Source organism: Burkholderia sp. ZZQ-2 (assembly GCF_050768715.1).
Lineage (GTDB): Bacteria > Pseudomonadota > Gammaproteobacteria > Burkholderiales > Burkholderiaceae > Burkholderia > Burkholderia cepacia.
In genome coordinates this window covers 57,077-72,877 of record NZ_LDVA01000330.1, presented here as the reverse complement: position 1 = coordinate 72,877, position 15,801 = coordinate 57,077, and the positions used below count along the sequence as shown (strand labels likewise).

The following is a 15,801-nucleotide window of genomic DNA, read 5'->3' as shown; positions in this document are numbered from 1 at the left end:
GATGCCACCGCCCTCCGCCACCTCTTCATCGGCGCCGCCCGCAGGCAATGCGCCGCCGCCCGGCGTCCTCGCGCTGTTCATTGCGTTCTCGCAGATCGGCCTGACCAGCTTCGGCGGCGGGCTCAGCGGCCGGATGATGCGCGACTTCGTGTACGAGCGCCGCTGGCTCGACGAGGAGGCGTTCCTCAACGGCCTCGCGCTGTCGCAGGCGCTGCCGGGCGTCAACGTGAAGAACCTCGCGATCTGGATCGGCTACCGGCTCGCCGGATGGCGCGGCGCCGTGGCCGGCTTCACCGGCATCGTCGCGCCGCCGGCCGTGCTGATCGTGTTGTTCGGCATCGCGTTCTCGACCCTCACACGCTTCCCGCTCACGCACGTCGCGCTCGCCGGCGCGGCGGCCGCGGCGATCGGGCTGTCGATCTCGATGGCGATCACCGCCGTACGTCGGTTGCCGCGCCGCGCGCTGCCGTTCGCGGTGACGGCGCTCACCTTCGTGTCGGTTGCGGTGCTGCACTGGCCGCTGGTGTGGACCGTGCTGGTCGGCGGCACGCTGAGCGTCGCGCTCGAATACCGCCGCGCGGCCGCCACCCCGGCCGGGCGTGACACACGATGACCGCATCGCAACGCTACGCCGCGCTGTTCGGCGTGTTCGCGCCGCTGTCGATCGCGACGATCGGCGGCGGGCAGGCGATCATCGCCGACATCCAGCGGCAGGTGGTCGACGTGCATCACTGGATGACCGCCACGCAATTCGTGAACGATTTCGCGATCGCGCGGATGGCGCCGGGCCCCGGCTCGCTGCTGGCGACGCTGATCGGCTGGCAGGTGGCCGGTTTCTGGGGCGCGGTGATCGCGACGCTCGCGCTGTTCGGCCCGACGGCGTTCCTGATCTACGGCGTCGCGCATCTGTGGCGGCGGCACCAGGGCGCGCGCTGGCAGATCGCGCTCGAGGCCGGCCTGCGCCCGGTCGCGGCCGGCATGATCCTCGCGTCGGTGTGGGTGCTGCTGCAGGCGCTCGACGGCGGCTGGGCCGCGCGCGCGATCGCGGTCGCGTCGACGCTGTGCGTGATGTTTACGCGCGTCCATGCGCTGTTGTTGATCGCCATCGGCGCGCTGCTGCTCGTCGGCGTGCACGCGATCGGCGGCGCGTAACGCACGCCGCCTCGCATCGCGGAACCGCTCGGGCACGTGAACGCAGGGAGCCTGTTCACGCCAATGGCGGGCCTGCGCCGGCCCTACCCGCCGCGAAACACCGGCGCGCGCCGCTCCGCAAACGCGCGCAGCCCCTCGTCGAAGTCCTCGCCTTCGCACGCGTGCCGGCGCAACTCGGCGATCCGTTCGAACGCGTCGGCCGGCAACGGCCGCGCGTCCTGCAGCACGCGCAACTGCTCCTTCACCGCGTGCACCGCGAGCGGCGCCTTGGCGGCAATCGTGCGCGCGACGTCGAGCGCCGCCTCGTCGACACCGCCTGCTTCCGCCAGCCGGTTCACGAGCCCGTGATGCGCGGCGCGTTCCGCATCGAGCGGCTGCGCGCAGAAGAACATCTCCTTCAGCACATGGATCGGCAGGTTGTCGTGGAAGCGCAGCAGGCCGCTCGTCGAATACGGCAGGCCGATGTTCGCGGGCGTCATCGCAAAGCGCGCATCGCGCGCCGCGACCACCAGGTCGCAGCTCATCACGAGATCGACCGCCCCGCCCCACGCCGACCCCGACACCGCCGCGATCACCGCGCCCGGATAAGTCCGCACGCGCCGCAGCGCCCGTTCGAGCGGCTTGCCGTACGCGAGCGGATCGCGATCGTCGGCCAGCTCGCGCAGATCGTGCCCCGCGCTCCACACGTCGCCGCTGCCGTCGTTCGACAGGATCACGACGGGCGGAGGACGGTGTCCGGCCAGCGCATCGAGGCGTGCGACGAGCGCATCGAGCAACGGCGCGTCGAGCGCGTGCCGTCGCGCCGGATTCGCGAACCGTACGCGCGCGATCCGTTCGCCGACCATGTCGACCGTCACGCGCGACGCGCCATCGTGTTTCGTCGTGTCGCTCATTGCACGGCCTCCGCCACCGCTTCCGCCTGGAAGATCGCGCGCCCGGCCAGCAGCGTGTCGATCGCGTCGTCGTCGTAGCCCGCTTCGCGCAGCACGTCGACCGTATGCTCGCCGAGCAGCGGCGGCGCATGGCGCGTGCGCGGCGCCGGCACCGCGTCCCCCATCCCGCCGAGCGGCGTGACGACCTGGCGCAGCGTGCCGAGCGTCGGATGCACGACCGGCTCGACCAGCCCGCAATGCGCGAGCTGCGGATCGTCGAACACTTCGTCGAGCGTATTGATCGGCCCCGCCGGCAGCCCGGCGTCGACGAAGCGTTGCGTCCATTCGCGCTTGCCGCGCGTGCGCAACCGGCCTTCAAGCAGCGCTTTCAGTTCGTCACGGTGCGCGACACGCGCATCGTTGGTCGCGAAGCGCGGATCGTCCGGCAGTTCGGGCAGATCCAGCAATTGGCACAGCCGCAGCCACATGTCGGTCGTGATCGGCGCAAGGTTGAGCGGCCCGTCGGCCGTCTCGAACACGCCGTACGGCGCGATCACCGCATGCGCATTGCCGGTGCGGCGCGGCACGTCGCCGAGGCTCAGGTAGCGTTGCCCGTGCACGCTCAGCAGCGACACGAGGCTTTCGAGCAGCGACGTGCCGACATGCTGCCCGCGCCCCGTGCGCTCACGCTCGAACAGCGCCGCCATCACGCCGGTCGCGACCCACATCCCCGAGCTGAGATCGCCGATCGCGGTGCCCGTGCGGGTCGGCTCGCCGTCGGGAAAACCCGTGAGGCTCATCAGCCCCGCGTAGCCCTGCGCGATCTGGTCGAAGCCCGGCCAGTCGCGCAACGGGCCGCGCGGGCCGAACGCGGTGACGCTGCCCATCACGAGCCGCGGATCGCGCGCGCTCAGCGCGGCGTAACCGAGCCCCATCGCGTCCATCGTGCCGGCCTTGAAATTCTCGATCACGACGTCGGCCTGCCCGATCAGCCGGCGCACGACGTCGAGGCCGGCCGGCTGCCGGAAATCCACGCAGATGCCGCGCTTGTTGCGGTTGCAGGACAGGTAGTACGTGCTCACGCCGCGATCGAACGGCCCCCACGCGCGGCTCATGTCGCCGTGCGGCCCCGACTCGACCTTGATCACGTCGGCGCCGAGATCGGCGAGCACCATCGAGCAGAACGGCCCCGACAGCGCGCGGCTCAGATCGACGACCCTGATTCCTTGTAATGCCTGCATTCCGGACTCCTGATATTGATGACTGGGTGTGGCTTGTTTCCGAACGATCGCGGCGCACCGCTCATTCGGGCAGCGTCTGATGGCGCGTTTCGACCGCGAACGGCAGGATCAGGATGCCGAGCCCGAACGCGGCCGCGGTCCATGCGACCGGCACGCCGAGCGATCCGTAACCGTGAATCGCGGCGCCGAGCAGGAAGTTCACGCCTGCGCCGATGAAGCGGCCGACCGATGCGTTGAACGCGAACGCGGTGGCACGCACGCGTGTCGGGTACTGCTCGGGCAGCCACAACGAGAAGATCGCGAAATTGCCGCCGAAGAAACCGAGGAACGCGAGCGACACCATGAATGCCGCGAGCCCGTTCGGCTGGTAGAACGCCCAGCCGAACGCGAACACGATCGAACCGGCCATGCCCGCGAAATACACACCGAGCGCCGTGCGCCGGCCAAGCCGTTCGGAGAGCCACGGCGCAACCAGGCAGCCGGCGATCGTCGCGCACGACAGGATCGCCGCGCCGATCGACGCGAGCCGCAGCGCGCCGATGTGATCGATGCCAGCACGCGCCGCCAGCGTCGTGACCGCGCTCGCCTCGTACACGGAGCCGGCCCACAGCCCGACGATCGCGACGCCGACCAGGCTCGCGCTCGTCAGCGTGCGGCGCAGGAAGGCCGGCGCGAAAATCTCGCGCAGCGGATGCGCGCGCCGCGCGTCGGCCACGTCGCCGTCGCGTGCGTCGTGCCGGCGCCACTGGCCGGGCTCCTTCACGCGCATCACGGTGAACACCGCGAGCAGCGCGGGCGCGAGCCCGCACAGGAACATCGCGCGCCACCCGTAGGTCGCGCCGATCGTGTAGTTCAGGCACGCCGCGATGAAGAAGCCGAAGTAGTAGCCCGTCTGCAGGTAGCCGGCGCCCATCTTGCGGCGGTCCTCCGGCCAGCTCTCGGCCACGTAGGTGCCCGCGAGCGCCCATTCGCCGCCGACGCCGATCCCGGCGATCAAACGGCACGCGGCCAGTGCCCACACGTCGTGCACGAACGCGGCCGCGCCGGTGAACACCGAGTAGATCAGGATGCTCGCGGCGAGCGTGCGCACGCGGCCGAAGCGGTCGGCGAGCGGCCCCCAGATGAACGACAGCCCCCAGCCGATCAGGAACAGCGCGAACAGGATCGAGCCGTACATCCCGAGATTCGCGGGCGTCGCCGCGATGCCGGACGCCGGCAGCAGTTCGGTCAGCGCGGGAATCAGCACGAGCGCGTAGATCACCGAATCCACGCCGTCGAGCACCCAGCCCGCATACACGGCCCAGAAGCCCTTGACCTGCTCGCGCGTGAGCGGCGTGCGCCGCGGCTTCGCGCCGGCCGCCGGCGCGTCGATCGCCTTGAACATCTTCGTCTCCTTGCCGGCGGGGCCGGCACTTTTGCCGCGTCCGGTCCGGGATGGCCGGCAGGCTGGCTCTTGTGTGAGACGAGTATAGAAACCCCATCGATCGGGGAAAAATATGATATTCATCTTGCTCGATCGGATTGGCTTATGGCTTGAATCGGGAGACGACGGCGATGGACTTGAGGCAGTTGCGCTATTTCGTGAAGGTCGTCGAATGCGGCAACGTCACGCATGCGAGCGAGGCGCTGCATGTCGCGCAGCCGGCGGTGAGCCAGCAGATGCGCAATCTCGAACAGGATCTCGGGATGCAGCTGCTCGAACGCAGCGTGCGCGGCGTCGCGCCGACCGCCGCCGGCCGCACGCTGTACCGGCATGCGCTCGAACTGCTGCGCCAGGCCGACGGCACGCGCGAGCTGCTGCGCCGCGACGCCGACACGCCGCAGGGCCGCGTGACGGTCGGGATGCCGTCGAGCACCGCGCGCGTGCTGGCCATTCCGCTCGCCCGCGCGGTGCGCGACCGCTACCCGGGCATCATGCTGGAACTGATCGAGGCGCCGAGCGCCGATCTCGACACGCTGCTCGAACGCGCGCGGCTCGATCTCGCGATCGTCGTCGACGCGGTCGAGACGCGCGGCATCGCGATCCACCGGCTGCTGACGGAAACGCTGTACCTGATCACGTGGCCCGAATTCCCGGTGCCGGACGATCCCGTGCCGCTCGACGCGATCGCGCGGATGCCGCTCGTCCTGCCGAGCGCGCCGAACACGATCCGCAACCGTGTCGAATGGGCGATGCGCGAGGCCGGGCTGTCGTACGAGATCGGCTTCGAGGCGAGCTCGACCGGGCTGCTGTTCGCGGCCGTGATGGCGCAGCTCGGCGTGACGATCCTGCCGTGGACGGCCGCGCACGTCGAGATCGAGGAGCGCAAGCTCAAGCTGTCGACGGTCGCGCATCGGCTGTTCGCGCGCGACCTGTCGCTGTGCTGGCACGATACGGCGCTCGTCAGCAACGCGGTGCAGAAGGTGAAAGCCGAGATCGTCCGGCTGTTCGACACGCTCGGGCAGCGGCCGGAGTGGGCGGCCGGGCAGGCGTGACGGGCAGGCGGCATGCGTTGCCCTGCCGCGCCGTGTGGACTAAGCTCCTTTCATCCTGGGTACCGCTGACACCTCCACTTCTCCTCGCCGCTCGGTATAAGCGTCGGGGGAAGGAGGCCGTTCGTGTCCCCGCTCCAGTCTGCCTGGCTTCTGCTGGGCGTCAGTGTCCTCGCCGAAGTGCTCGGCTCCGTCGGCCTCAAATACTCGGCCGGCTTTTCCCGCCCGCTCCCGTCCGCGCTCACCGTCGTCTGTTATGCCTGCGCCGTCTGGCTGATGGCGCTCGCGACGAAGCGGCTCGAAATGGGGCTCGCGTACGCGAGCTGGGCTGCCGCCAGCACCGCGGCCACGGCCGTGATCGGCATCGTCTGCTTCGACGAAGCGGTGTCGTCGCTGAAGCTCGCCGGCATCGCGCTGACCGTTTGTGCGCTCGTCGCGCTCAACCTCGGCGAGGCGGCGACGCACTGACCGGTGGCCTGCCGGTCGTCGACGCATGGGCGCCAGGGGGCATTGACACCGCCCCCGCGCGCCCCTTAACGTTTCGTTCATCGTAACCATCACCGGTTCAGCTTAAGAGGTTGTCGGCCCGCTCGTGCTCGACACCTCCGCCTTCATCGAAGGCCTGCTGCTTGGCGCCGGCCTGTTCACGTCGGTCGGCCCCAAGGACGCCTTCGTCATCAAGCGCTCGATCTCGAGCCCCCATCTCCTCTCCATCGCCCTCGTCTGCGCAGGCAGCGACGCGCTGCTGATCGTGCTCGGCGCGCAGGGGTTGTCGGCACTGCTGTCGCGGCATCCCGGTGTGGTATCGGCCGCGCTGTGGGCCGGTATCGCCTATCTCGCCGGTTATGGCCTGCTCGCGCTGCGCTCGGCGATCCGGCGGCGGCAGCCGGAGCACGTCGACGACTCACACGCGCGCCACGCCCCCGCGCTGTCGCGCACGCTGCTCGCGACGGCCGCCGTGTCGCTGCTCAATCCGTATGCGTGGATCGATACCGTGCTGCTGCTCGGCACCGTGATCGTGAGTCACGCGCCCGCCGAACGCGCGCCGTTCGCGTTCGGCGCGGTGGCGGCTTCGCTCGCGTGGTTCCTGATGCTCGCCTATGGCGCACGCGCGTGTCGTGCGTGGTTTGCCCGTACGCTGGCGTGGCGCGTGCTCGATTTGTTCGTCGCGACGATGATGCTCGGCTTCGCGGTGCGTTTCGCGATCGATGCGCTTTAGCGCTTCGGGTGTCAACGGCCAGATACCGCGCGAAACGCGCGATGCGCGTCGGCATGCAGTTCGAAACCGATGCCCGGCGCCTGCGGCGTGCGCGCAAAACCTGCGTCGACGGTTTCGCCATCGGCGAGCCCGCTGAACGGATCGAACGCGAACGGATTGACTTCCGCACCGCCGAGCCCGAGCGCTGCGACGACATGCAGCGAGAACAGGTGGCCGCCATGTGGCCAGAACGCGTCGCGCCGCCAGCCGCGCGATGCGAAGTGCTCGACGATCTGCAGGTATCCCGGCAGCCCGTAGCAATGCACCGGGTCGAACACGAGCACGTCGCGGTCGGGACGCAGGCCGCCGTAGCGGTCGAGCAGCTTCGCTTCCGCGAGCGAGAACAGCGCTTCGCCGGCCGCGATCGGCGGCGCGTAGCGCGTGGCGACGCCTGCCTGGAGCGGCAGGTCGAGCGGATCGCAGATGTCCTCGAACCACCAGAGGCCGAACGGCTCGAGCATCGCAGCGGCAATATCGACGGTCGTCGCGTCGTACGTGTTCATCGCGTCGACCGCGAGATGCGAACTGTCCGCCAACTGCGTGGCGGCCGCTTCGATGCGCCTGCTGTCCTGAGCGACGTCCGCGCCACCGATCTTGATCTTCGCGTGCGTGTAGCCAAGGTCGGCAATGCGGCGCATCTCGTCCGACAGGCGCGCGAGATCGTCGTGCGGATAACGATAGCCGCCGCCCGCGTACACACGCACGCGCGGTGCCGCCGTGCGTCCAAGCCGGTCGGCCAGAAAGCGATTGAGCGGCAGGTCGGCGATTTTCGCGGCGGCGTCCCAGATCGCCATGTCGAGCGCGCCGATCGCCACGCAGCGTTCGCCGTGTCCGCCGGACTTTTCGCCGGCCATCATCGCGCGCCACGCGCGGAACGGGTCGAGGTTCGTGCCGGCTTCGTCGGCGAGCGCGTCGGCGGCGGCCAGCAGCCGCGGCGCGAACCGTTCGCGGATCAGGCCTCCCTGCGCGAAGCGGCCGACCGATGCGTAGCCGTAGCCCGTCACGGGGCGGCCGTCACGCACGACGTCGGTGGTGAGCGCGACGACACTCGTCGTCAGGCCGCCGGATGGAATGGCCGGGTCGGCATAGCGGGAGACGGGAATCGTGCGTTCGCGGATGTCGGTGATACGCATGGTCGGGATTCCGGGGGTGGCGACCGGCGCAAGCGAACGAGGTACGCGATGCGACCGGAACGGTGGGCGGATCGCTGCATCATAGGGGTTTGGGCGATGACGCGCAGGACGGCGCGGCGATCGCCTTTTCGAATCGGCCGGCGCACCGGCTGGACGGAATGCGCCGGTGTGTGCCGGCTTGAACGAGCACGCGGTCGACCGCGTCGCCGGGGCTGGCGCTTTGACCGCGCCCCTCGATACGAATGCCCCGGCCCACCGCGCACACCGCATCGGCTACGCTGTCGCGCGAAAACGTGCAGTCGCCCGGAGGGCGCGAACCTCGAAGGTATCCGGACGACGACGGTACGCGTGGCTCGAATCTACCGGCCCGCTCAGGCAAAGACGAAGTACTTGCGCACCGTCTCCACCACTTCCCAGGTCCCCTTCATGCCGGGTTCGATCACGAACACGTCGCCGGCTTTCAGGTGCACCGACTCCTCGCCTTCCGGTGTGATGATGCAGTAGCCATCGAGGAAGTGGCAGTACTCCCATTTTTCGTAGTTCACCTCGAACTTGCCCGGCGTGCAGATCCAGGTACCCATGATCTTGCTGCCGTCCTTGGAGAGGTATGCGTTGAGGTTCACGGTGTGCGGATCGCCGCCGATACGCTTCCACTTGGTCGCGTCAAGGACCGGCGTCGGGCAGGTTTCGCGCAAAACGGTGATGAAATCGGACATGTCAGCTCCAGACTAACGTTCGTGTAAGAGGCTTGTCACGTTAGTGCGAAAGCGTGGTCGGGACTTGCATGCTTCCGACACCGACTCGTCTATTTTCGACACCGGCCCGCGGGCACGCGCACGGCCGGCGCGTTTCGTTCGACGTTGGCGCTGCGGTGCTGCCTGACGATGCGGTCGGGCTTTGTCAGTAACCGGTGCGCGGACAAGGCTCTCCTGGCAGGCCCCATAGCGTCGGTCAGGCGACAGGCTTGGGGAAGTAAGTTTCCTCCTCCGCCGGAATGCTGCCGTCCCGGTAACGCTTGTCTTCCCACAGCAGCCGCCAGCGCACCGCATGTTCGTCGTTCGTACCTTCCAACAGGTACTTGTGGGCAACACTGCCTTTGAGGAAGTAGCTCAGACAGCCCACCTTGCCGGACGCAAACCACGGCTCCCAGATCCCCTCGACAGGAATCTCCTGGTCGCTGCAAACCTCGCCGCTTGCGGATTCGTTCTTCGGCGGACAGGGAGGAAGCGATGCAGGATAGGTGCGACCGGGTGGCCAATATCGCCAAGCAGGAAGGGGCGCGTTTTCGAACATGGATTCATAGGTCCAGTGCTCAAATACGCGGGTCCCGCCATCCGCACGTGTTCCGTATGCGAGCATCCCGGTATAACCGAATCCGACCGTGCACTTGAGCGCGTAGCAAATCAATCTCTCGATCCATACCCCCTCCACGAACCCGGTGGCATACACCGGGTCCGAAAAATTGGTGTCCTTCAGTCCCAGCGAATGAAAAAACGGATCGTATTTACGACCGATTTCAAGCGCACTCCGTCCAAACAACAGGTCGCCACCGTGCTGGCTTCCTCTAACCAACGCGTCGTATGCGGCTCGTTTGTCGAGACCTCGCCGCAATGCATCGATGCCCAGATCCATGCGCACCAGTGCCCCCGAGAAATCATGCGTGTAGGCTTCCTCAAGCTCGACCTGATTTGGGCTCGGTGTGTCCAGTTGTTTTGCGTACGCGCCGAGAAAGTCCCGATAAAGTCCAACGGCGTATTCCAGGAACGTGACACTCGTCCATTTCTTGAGCAGATAAAAAGCCTTTGCCCGCGCATCCTGTTCCTGCTCGGGGGTCATGGTCAAAATATTCAACATCATTGAACCTGTTCGTCCGTCGATTGTTTGCCGCCATCGGCTATGCGGCACATCCATCGGGCCGTTGAAATTCGGCTCCGATGCTACAGCGCGCCGATGGGATGTGCCTTCAGCCTGGACGGTAGATCCCGTGGATAGCGCGGGCTCACCCCGCCACTGCGCGCGACGCCGCCGGTCCGGCATCGAGCCCTGTCAGTTGCCCTGCGCCAAATCACCCGCTTGCCATCCCCACCCGAACCCCTGTAGAATTGCGCGTTCTGCGGGCGTCGTATAATGGCCATTACCTCAGCTTCCCAAGCTGATGACGTGGGTTCGATTCCCATCGCCCGCTCCACTTTCCGGCTGCATCGCAGCCTGCGCAAAAGCCGCCTCGTCGAAGGCGGCTTTTTTGTACCATGTGCCGGTTCACCCGGCGCACTGCTGCGCGCAACGGGCCCTCGCCCGCAACCGAGCCTTTCTCTGTACCGATGATGCACGACGATCCGAACGAAGCCGGCCTGCCGCCGCACGACGACGCCATTCCCGACGAAGCCGCCGAAGGCGCCGACGCCGTCAATCCGCTGCACCACCGCCGCATCCGCAGCTTCGTGACGCGCGCCGGCCGCGTGTCGACCGGCCAGCGCCGCGCGCTCGACGAACTCGGCCCGCGCTTCGTGGTGCCGTATGCGCCGGAGCTGCCCGACTGGAATGCGGTGTTCGGCCGCAGCGCGCCGCGCATCCTCGAGATCGGCTTCGGGATGGGCGCGTCGACCGCGGAAATCGCCGCGAACCGCCCCGGCGACGACTTCCTCGGCGTCGAAGTGCACGAGCCGGGCGTCGGCGCGCTGCTGAAGCTGATCGGCGAGCAGGATCTGCCGAACATCCGCATCATCCAGCACGACGCGGTCGAGGTGCTCGAGCACATGCTTGCGCCGGAAAGTCTCGACGGCGTGCACATCTTCTTCCCCGACCCGTGGCACAAGGCGCGCCACCACAAGCGCCGGCTGATCCAGCCGCCGCTCGTCGCCCATCTCGCGTCGCGCCTGAAGCCCGGCGCGTACATTCACTGCGCGACCGACTGGCAGAACTACGCCGAACAGATGCTGGAAGTACTCGGCGCGGAACCGACGCTCGAAAACACCGCCGCCGACTACGCGCCGCGCCCCGACTACCGCCCGGTCACGAAGTTCGAACGGCGCGGGCTGCGCCTCGGCCACGGCGTGTGGGACCTGGTGTTCCGCAAGCGCGCAGGCTGAGCCTTCCCGCTGCGGCGGCGCACGCCGCCCGGATCCGGATTAAAAAAGCCCGATCGGTTATCTGCCGATCGGGCTTTTCTCATTGGAGGTGCGCCCGCCTCCGTGTCCGCGTCACGTCCAGTTCAGCCAGCCGCTGTACCCGACCAGCAGCACGAACAGCCCGAACGCGATCCGGTACCACGCGAACACCGTGAAATCGTGCGTCGCGACGTAGCGCAGCAGCCAGCGCACGCACACGAACGCGCTGACGAACGCGGCGACGAGGCCAAGCGCGAACAGGCCGAGCGAATCGACGGTGAACGCCTGCCAGTCCTTGACGGTTTCATAGAGCGTCGCGCCGAAGATGATCGGAATCGCGAGGAAGAACGAGAATTCGGTGGCGACGCGCCGGTCGAGACCGAACAGCATCCCGCCGATGATCGTCGAGCCCGAGCGCGACATGCCGGGAATCAGCGCGAAGCACTGCGCGATGCCGACCTTGAGCGCATCGAGCGGGGTCAGCGCGTCGACCGACACCACGCGCGGCGGCTCGCTGCGTTCACGCTGCCGCGCCTCGGCCCACAGGATGATCGCCCCGCCCACGACGAGCGCGAACGCGACGGGTACCGGCGAGAACAGCACGGCCTTGATCTTCTTCTCGAGCAGGAGGCCGAGTGCGATCGCGGGAATCGTCGCGATCACGACGTTCAGCGTGAAGCGCCGCGCATCGGGCCGGCTGGGCAGCCCGGATACGATGGACGCGATCCGTTGCCGGTATTCCCAGCAGACCGCGAGAATCGCCCCGAACTGGATCACGACGTCGAAAGTCTTCGCATGCGAATCGTTGAAATTCAGGAAGCTGCCCGCGACGATCAGGTGACCGGTGCTCGACACCGGCAGGAATTCCGTCAGCCCCTCGACGACGCCGAGGATCAAAGCCTTGCAGATCAGGATCCAGTCCATCCGTGGCCCAACTCCGAAATGGTCGAATGAATGGGCCACTCTTCCGCGCGCGGCCCCCCTCCGGCCGGGCGCGGTTCGTCATCACTTTTCGACGATCGCCACGCGTATGCCGTTTGTAAGAATCGTAATTGTACTGGGTTCGTAGTTCACCCCGGCAAATTGCAGCTGTTCGGGCTTGAACGTGTAGATCGGATAGTTGGTCAGCAACTGCGTCGCGAGCAGGCCCGCGGCCGCGCCGACCTGTTGCGCGTACATCTGCGCGTCTCCGTCGAGCGCGAGGCTGTCGACGGCCGGCGACTTCAGCACCACCGAACGGCTCGGTGCATCGTAAGCAAGCTGGCCCGACACGGTGAACTTGCCGCTGACGGGCGCGCGCAGGAACGGGCTCGCGAAATGCGCGTCGAGCTGCACGGCGATGCGGTTCTGGTCGGGCAGCAGGTTGACGGCCGGGTTCGCGAGCGACACGTCGACGACCTGCGCGACCGTCTTCTGGTACGGGAACTTGCGGGCGACGGCCTTCTGCACGTCGCCGCGCGAGAACGTGTAGTGATCGGGGATGAACGGGAAGGTCGACGCGCACGCGGCGAGCGACAGCGTCACGCCGACGGCGCCGACGGTTGCGGCGAGGAAACGGCGCCGGCCCGGCGCGCAAGGTGCGGTCATGCTGAACACTCTCCTGGTTGCGACGGCCGCGTCGCGGCCTCGAGACGCGTGAGCCACGCGAGCGCGTCGTCGCGCGACGCGCCGCACATGTCCGCGGCCGGCTGCAGCCCGGAACAGCACGCGGGCCGCTCTGGGCGGCCGAAGATCCGGCAGCGCAGGTCGTCGCCGAGCTGCACGCAGCGCACACCGGCCGGCTTGCCGTCGGGCATGCCCGGAATCGGGCTGGAAATCGACGGCGCGATGCAGCACGCGCCGCAGCCCTCGCGGCACGCATGCGGAGGCGGGACATCGGCAGGCGCCGGGCGGACAGGCATTTCGACGGACACTCGGCTCTCTCGAACGAACAACAAAAAACGGTGCGGCAACCGGACGCGGTGCCGGCAGCCCCACCCCGCATTGTGCCATCGCCGGCTGCGACGTTATTACACAATGCAGCCCAATCGCGCGTTTATATACTCGAAAGCATCTAAAAAGCGCGAGACCATCATGCGTTCCGGTTCTGCCGACTCAATGTTCCGTCCCGATTTGCTCGCGAAATACGGCGCGAACGGGCCGCGCTATACGTCGTACCCCACCGCGCTGCAGTTCCGCGACGATTTCGACCCGGCCGACTACCTGCGCGCGGCGAGCGACCCCGGCGCCTCGTCGAGCGAGCTGTCGCTGTACTTCCACATCCCGTTCTGCAATACCGCGTGCTTCTACTGCGGCTGCAACAAGATCGCGACCAACAACCGCCGCCGCGCGCGCCCGTATCTCGAGCAGCTCAAGCGCGAGATGGCGCTGCAGGCCGCGCTGTTCGATCCCGCGCGCCCGGTCACGCAGCTGCACTGGGGCGGCGGCACACCCACCTTCCTGTCCGACGACGAAACGGCCGAACTGATGGCGGCCACGCGCGAGCACTTCGCGCTCGCGCCGGATGCCGACGCCGAATTCTCGATCGAGATCGATCCGCGCACGGTCACGCCCGCCACGCTCGTCCACCTGCGCAATATCGGCTTCAACCGGCTGAGCCTCGGCGTGCAGGATTTCGACCCGGCGGTGCAACAGGCGATCAACCGCGTCCAGCCGCGCGCGATGACGGCCGACCTGCTCTCCGCCGCGCGCACGACGGGGTTTCATTCGGTGAGCGTCGACCTGATCTACGGGCTGCCGCACCAGACCGTTGCCGTCTTCGCGCGCACGCTGGAAACGATCATCGAACTCGCGCCCGACCGGCTGTCGGTGTTCGGCTACGCGCACATGCCGCACCTGTTCAAGATGCAGCGGCAGATCGACGATGCGACGCTGCCGCCGCCGGAAACGCGCATCGCGCTGCTCGGCCTCGCGATCGACATGCTGACGTCGGCCGGCTACGTGTACATCGGGATGGATCACTTCGCGCGGCCGTCCGACGAGCTCGTGCGCGCGCAGCGCAACGGCACGCTGCAACGCAACTTCCAGGGCTACAGCACGCGCGCGGATACCGACCTCGTCGGTTTCGGCGTGTCGTCGATCGGCAAGGTCGGCGACGTCTACGCACAGAACGCGAAGGACCTGCCCGCCTACGGCGCCGCGCTCGACGCGGGCCGCCTGCCGATCGCGCGCGGCGTGCGGCTCACGCCCGACGACCGGCTGCGCCGCGACGTGATCACGCAGTTGATGTGCAACCTCGAACTGCCGTTCTCGCATGTCGAGGCCGCACACGGCATCCGCTTCGCCGATCATTTCGCGCGCGAGCTCGACGCGCTGCGCCCGTTCGAGCGCGACGGGCTGCTGACGATCGCGGGCGACCGCCTGACGATCCATCCGGCCGGCCGGATGGTCGTGCGCAACATCGCGATGGCGTTCGACGCGTATCTCGGGCAAACGCAGCAGCAGCGGTATTCACGCACGGTCTAGGGTCGGCCGGGCGCATGCGGACGGCCGGTTTGATACAGTGTGGGGCTTACGCCCCGCCAGAATCCGCACGATGCGCACCACCAAAGCGACCCACGCGGTCGAACGCCTGAAGACCCGCTCCGGCAACCCGCATTTCGCGGCCGTCGCAATGGCGGGCGGCCTGTTCTATCTCGTCGACCGCTCCGGCGGCACCGCCGAGAAGCGCTGCGAGCCGCTGCCGCTCGACGCGTTCGTCAAGTTCGTCGACGAATTCGGCCCCAAGAAACCGCGCAAGGCGAGCAAGCTCGACCTCGCATTCGAGGCGCAGATCAGGAAGAGCAAGGGGTAAAGGTCTGTTGCAGGCCGCCTGAAGGCTTTGCAGCCGCCCCGTTTGGTACAATCACGAAGTTTCTCTATCCCCGCTGATGGCCGACCAGGCTGCGTGACCACACCATGAATATCGAAAACGCGCGTTTCAACATGATCGAACAACAGATCCGGCCGTGGGACGTGCTGGATCTCGACGTCCTGGGCCTGCTGTCGATCGTCAAGCGTGAAAACTACGTTCCGGCCGAATATCGCGATCTCGCGTTCGCCGACCTCGAACTGCCGCTGCCGGGCGGCACCAGCAAGATGCTGTTCCCGCGCGTCGAAGCGCGCGTGCTGCAGGAGCTGGCCGTCAAGAAGCACGAGAACGTGCTCGTGATCGGCGCCGGTTCGGGCTACCTGGCCGCGCTGTTCGCGCATCGCGCCCGGCACGTGACGGCCGTCGAGATCGATCCGGCCATCGCGAAGTTCGCGGAAGACAACCTGCGCAACGACGGCGTGACCAACGCGGAAGTCGTCCTCGGCGACGGTTCGCGCGGCTGGGCCGGCAAGGCGCCGTACGACGTGATCTGCGTCGCGGGCGGCCTGCCCGTCGTGCCGCAGGAAATGCTCGAGCAACTGAAGGTCGGCGGCCGCCTGTCGGCATTCGTCGGCGGCCGTCCGGTGATGAAGGCGCAGATCATCACGCGCATCGACGACAAGCAGTACCGCGTCGCCGACGTGTTCGAAACCTACATCGACCACCTCGTCAACGCGATCGAGCCGTCGCGCTTCAAGTTCTGAGCGGCGGAGCCT

Annotated in this window: 18 protein-coding genes and 1 tRNA gene; 10 read left to right on the top strand and 9 right to left on the bottom strand. The window is 67.7% G+C overall.

The window, feature by feature from the left end:
• The first annotated feature begins 1 nt into the window (after window position 1).
• Both ABY44_RS31130 and ABY44_RS31125 read left to right on the top strand, forming a co-directional pair.
• Window positions 2-613, top strand: a complete 612-nt coding sequence (locus tag ABY44_RS31130; RefSeq protein WP_060174677.1) for a chromate transporter — start codon at window positions 2-4, stop codon at window positions 611-613.
• Entirely contained in the window at window positions 610-1,152 is a 543-nt protein-coding gene (locus tag ABY44_RS31125) for a chromate transporter (protein ID WP_060174676.1), read from the top strand. The genes ABY44_RS31130 and ABY44_RS31125 overlap by 4 nt, the downstream gene beginning before the upstream one ends.
• Window positions 1,153-1,235: 83 nt before the next feature.
• Here ABY44_RS31125 and scpB read toward each other — a convergent pair whose 3' ends face one another.
• The 3 genes from scpB to ABY44_RS31110 all read right to left on the bottom strand — a co-directional run bounded on the left by scpB (window position 1,236) and on the right by ABY44_RS31110 (window position 4,649).
• The gene (gene scpB, locus ABY44_RS31120; protein WP_060174675.1) at window positions 1,236-2,045 is read right to left on the bottom strand and encodes a methylmalonyl-CoA decarboxylase; all 810 of its coding nucleotides are present in this window, start codon (window positions 2,043-2,045) and stop codon (window positions 1,236-1,238) included.
• Entirely contained in the window at window positions 2,042-3,265 is a 1,224-nt protein-coding gene (locus tag ABY44_RS31115; RefSeq protein WP_060058332.1) for a CaiB/BaiF CoA transferase family protein, read from the bottom strand. The genes scpB and ABY44_RS31115 overlap by 4 nt, the downstream gene beginning before the upstream one ends.
• A gap of 61 nt (window positions 3,266-3,326) precedes the next feature.
• Window positions 3,327-4,649: an MFS transporter gene (locus ABY44_RS31110; RefSeq protein WP_021157066.1), complete on the bottom strand. Its 1,323-nt coding sequence runs from the start codon at window positions 4,647-4,649 to the stop codon at window positions 3,327-3,329.
• Window positions 4,650-4,819: 170 nt separating this feature from the next.
• Here ABY44_RS31110 and ABY44_RS31105 point away from each other — a divergent pair, with 170 nt between their 5' ends.
• From ABY44_RS31105 to ABY44_RS31095, 3 genes are all read left to right on the top strand, one after another.
• Complete coding sequence (locus ABY44_RS31105) at window positions 4,820-5,740, top strand: LysR substrate-binding domain-containing protein (RefSeq protein WP_060174674.1); 921 nt, start codon at window positions 4,820-4,822, stop codon at window positions 5,738-5,740.
• A 123-nt stretch (window positions 5,741-5,863) separates the two neighbouring features.
• A complete protein-coding gene (locus ABY44_RS31100) occupies window positions 5,864-6,205 on the top strand; it encodes a DMT family transporter (RefSeq protein WP_027788149.1) in 342 nt (113 codons plus the stop codon).
• Window positions 6,206-6,329: 124 nt separating this feature from the next.
• On the top strand, window positions 6,330-6,956 hold the full coding sequence (locus tag ABY44_RS31095) for a LysE/ArgO family amino acid transporter (RefSeq protein ID WP_060174673.1): 627 nt from the start codon (window positions 6,330-6,332) through the stop codon (window positions 6,954-6,956).
• 11 nt (window positions 6,957-6,967) lie between these two features.
• Here ABY44_RS31095 and ABY44_RS31090 read toward each other — a convergent pair whose 3' ends face one another.
• From ABY44_RS31090 to ABY44_RS31080, 3 genes are all read right to left on the bottom strand, one after another.
• Complete coding sequence (locus tag ABY44_RS31090) at window positions 6,968-8,128, bottom strand: enolase C-terminal domain-like protein (RefSeq protein ID WP_060174672.1); 1,161 nt, start codon at window positions 8,126-8,128, stop codon at window positions 6,968-6,970.
• A 371-nt stretch (window positions 8,129-8,499) separates the two neighbouring features.
• Complete coding sequence (locus tag ABY44_RS31085; protein ID WP_027788152.1) at window positions 8,500-8,844, bottom strand: cupin domain-containing protein; 345 nt, start codon at window positions 8,842-8,844, stop codon at window positions 8,500-8,502.
• 235 nt (window positions 8,845-9,079) lie between these two features.
• Window positions 9,080-9,985, bottom strand: coding sequence for an Imm72 family immunity protein (locus ABY44_RS31080; RefSeq protein ID WP_060174671.1), 906 nt, complete (start codon window positions 9,983-9,985; stop codon window positions 9,080-9,082).
• A 256-nt stretch (window positions 9,986-10,241) separates the two neighbouring features.
• Here ABY44_RS31080 and ABY44_RS31075 point away from each other — a divergent pair.
• Window positions 10,242-10,316 (top strand) — tRNA-Gly (locus tag ABY44_RS31075).
• A 133-nt stretch (window positions 10,317-10,449) separates the two neighbouring features.
• Complete coding sequence (gene trmB, locus ABY44_RS31070) at window positions 10,450-11,217, top strand: tRNA (guanosine(46)-N7)-methyltransferase TrmB (protein WP_021157058.1); 768 nt, start codon at window positions 10,450-10,452, stop codon at window positions 11,215-11,217.
• A gap of 111 nt (window positions 11,218-11,328) precedes the next feature.
• On the opposite strand, the gene ABY44_RS31065 is transcribed toward trmB, so the two are convergent.
• The 3 genes from ABY44_RS31065 to ABY44_RS31055 form a co-directional block, all read right to left on the bottom strand.
• Window positions 11,329-12,159, bottom strand: a complete 831-nt coding sequence (locus ABY44_RS31065) for an undecaprenyl-diphosphate phosphatase (protein ID WP_060174670.1) — start codon at window positions 12,157-12,159, stop codon at window positions 11,329-11,331.
• Between the two features lie 81 nt (window positions 12,160-12,240).
• Window positions 12,241-12,822, bottom strand: coding sequence for a DUF1439 domain-containing protein (locus tag ABY44_RS31060; RefSeq protein ID WP_060174669.1), 582 nt, complete (start codon window positions 12,820-12,822; stop codon window positions 12,241-12,243).
• Window positions 12,819-13,136 (bottom strand): YkgJ family cysteine cluster protein, encoded by a 318-nt coding sequence (locus ABY44_RS31055; RefSeq protein ID WP_034195806.1) that lies wholly within the window; start codon window positions 13,134-13,136, stop codon window positions 12,819-12,821. Before ABY44_RS31055 ends, ABY44_RS31060 begins: the two co-directional genes overlap by 4 nt.
• 172 nt (window positions 13,137-13,308) lie before the next feature.
• Here ABY44_RS31055 and hemN point away from each other — a divergent pair, with 172 nt between their 5' ends.
• The 3 genes from hemN (at window position 13,309) to ABY44_RS31040 (ending at window position 15,789) form a co-directional block, all read left to right on the top strand.
• Window positions 13,309-14,700 carry an oxygen-independent coproporphyrinogen III oxidase gene (gene hemN, locus ABY44_RS31050; protein ID WP_027788157.1) on the top strand — a complete coding sequence of 464 codons (1,392 nt, stop codon included), beginning with the start codon at window positions 13,309-13,311 and terminating at the stop codon, window positions 14,698-14,700.
• 70 nt (window positions 14,701-14,770) lie between these two features.
• Window positions 14,771-15,028: a hypothetical protein gene (locus ABY44_RS31045; protein WP_060174668.1), complete on the top strand. Its 258-nt coding sequence runs from the start codon at window positions 14,771-14,773 to the stop codon at window positions 15,026-15,028.
• A gap of 104 nt (window positions 15,029-15,132) precedes the next feature.
• Window positions 15,133-15,789, top strand: coding sequence for a protein-L-isoaspartate O-methyltransferase family protein (locus tag ABY44_RS31040; protein ID WP_021157052.1), 657 nt, complete (start codon window positions 15,133-15,135; stop codon window positions 15,787-15,789).
• Window positions 15,790-15,801: the final 12 nt, after the last annotated feature.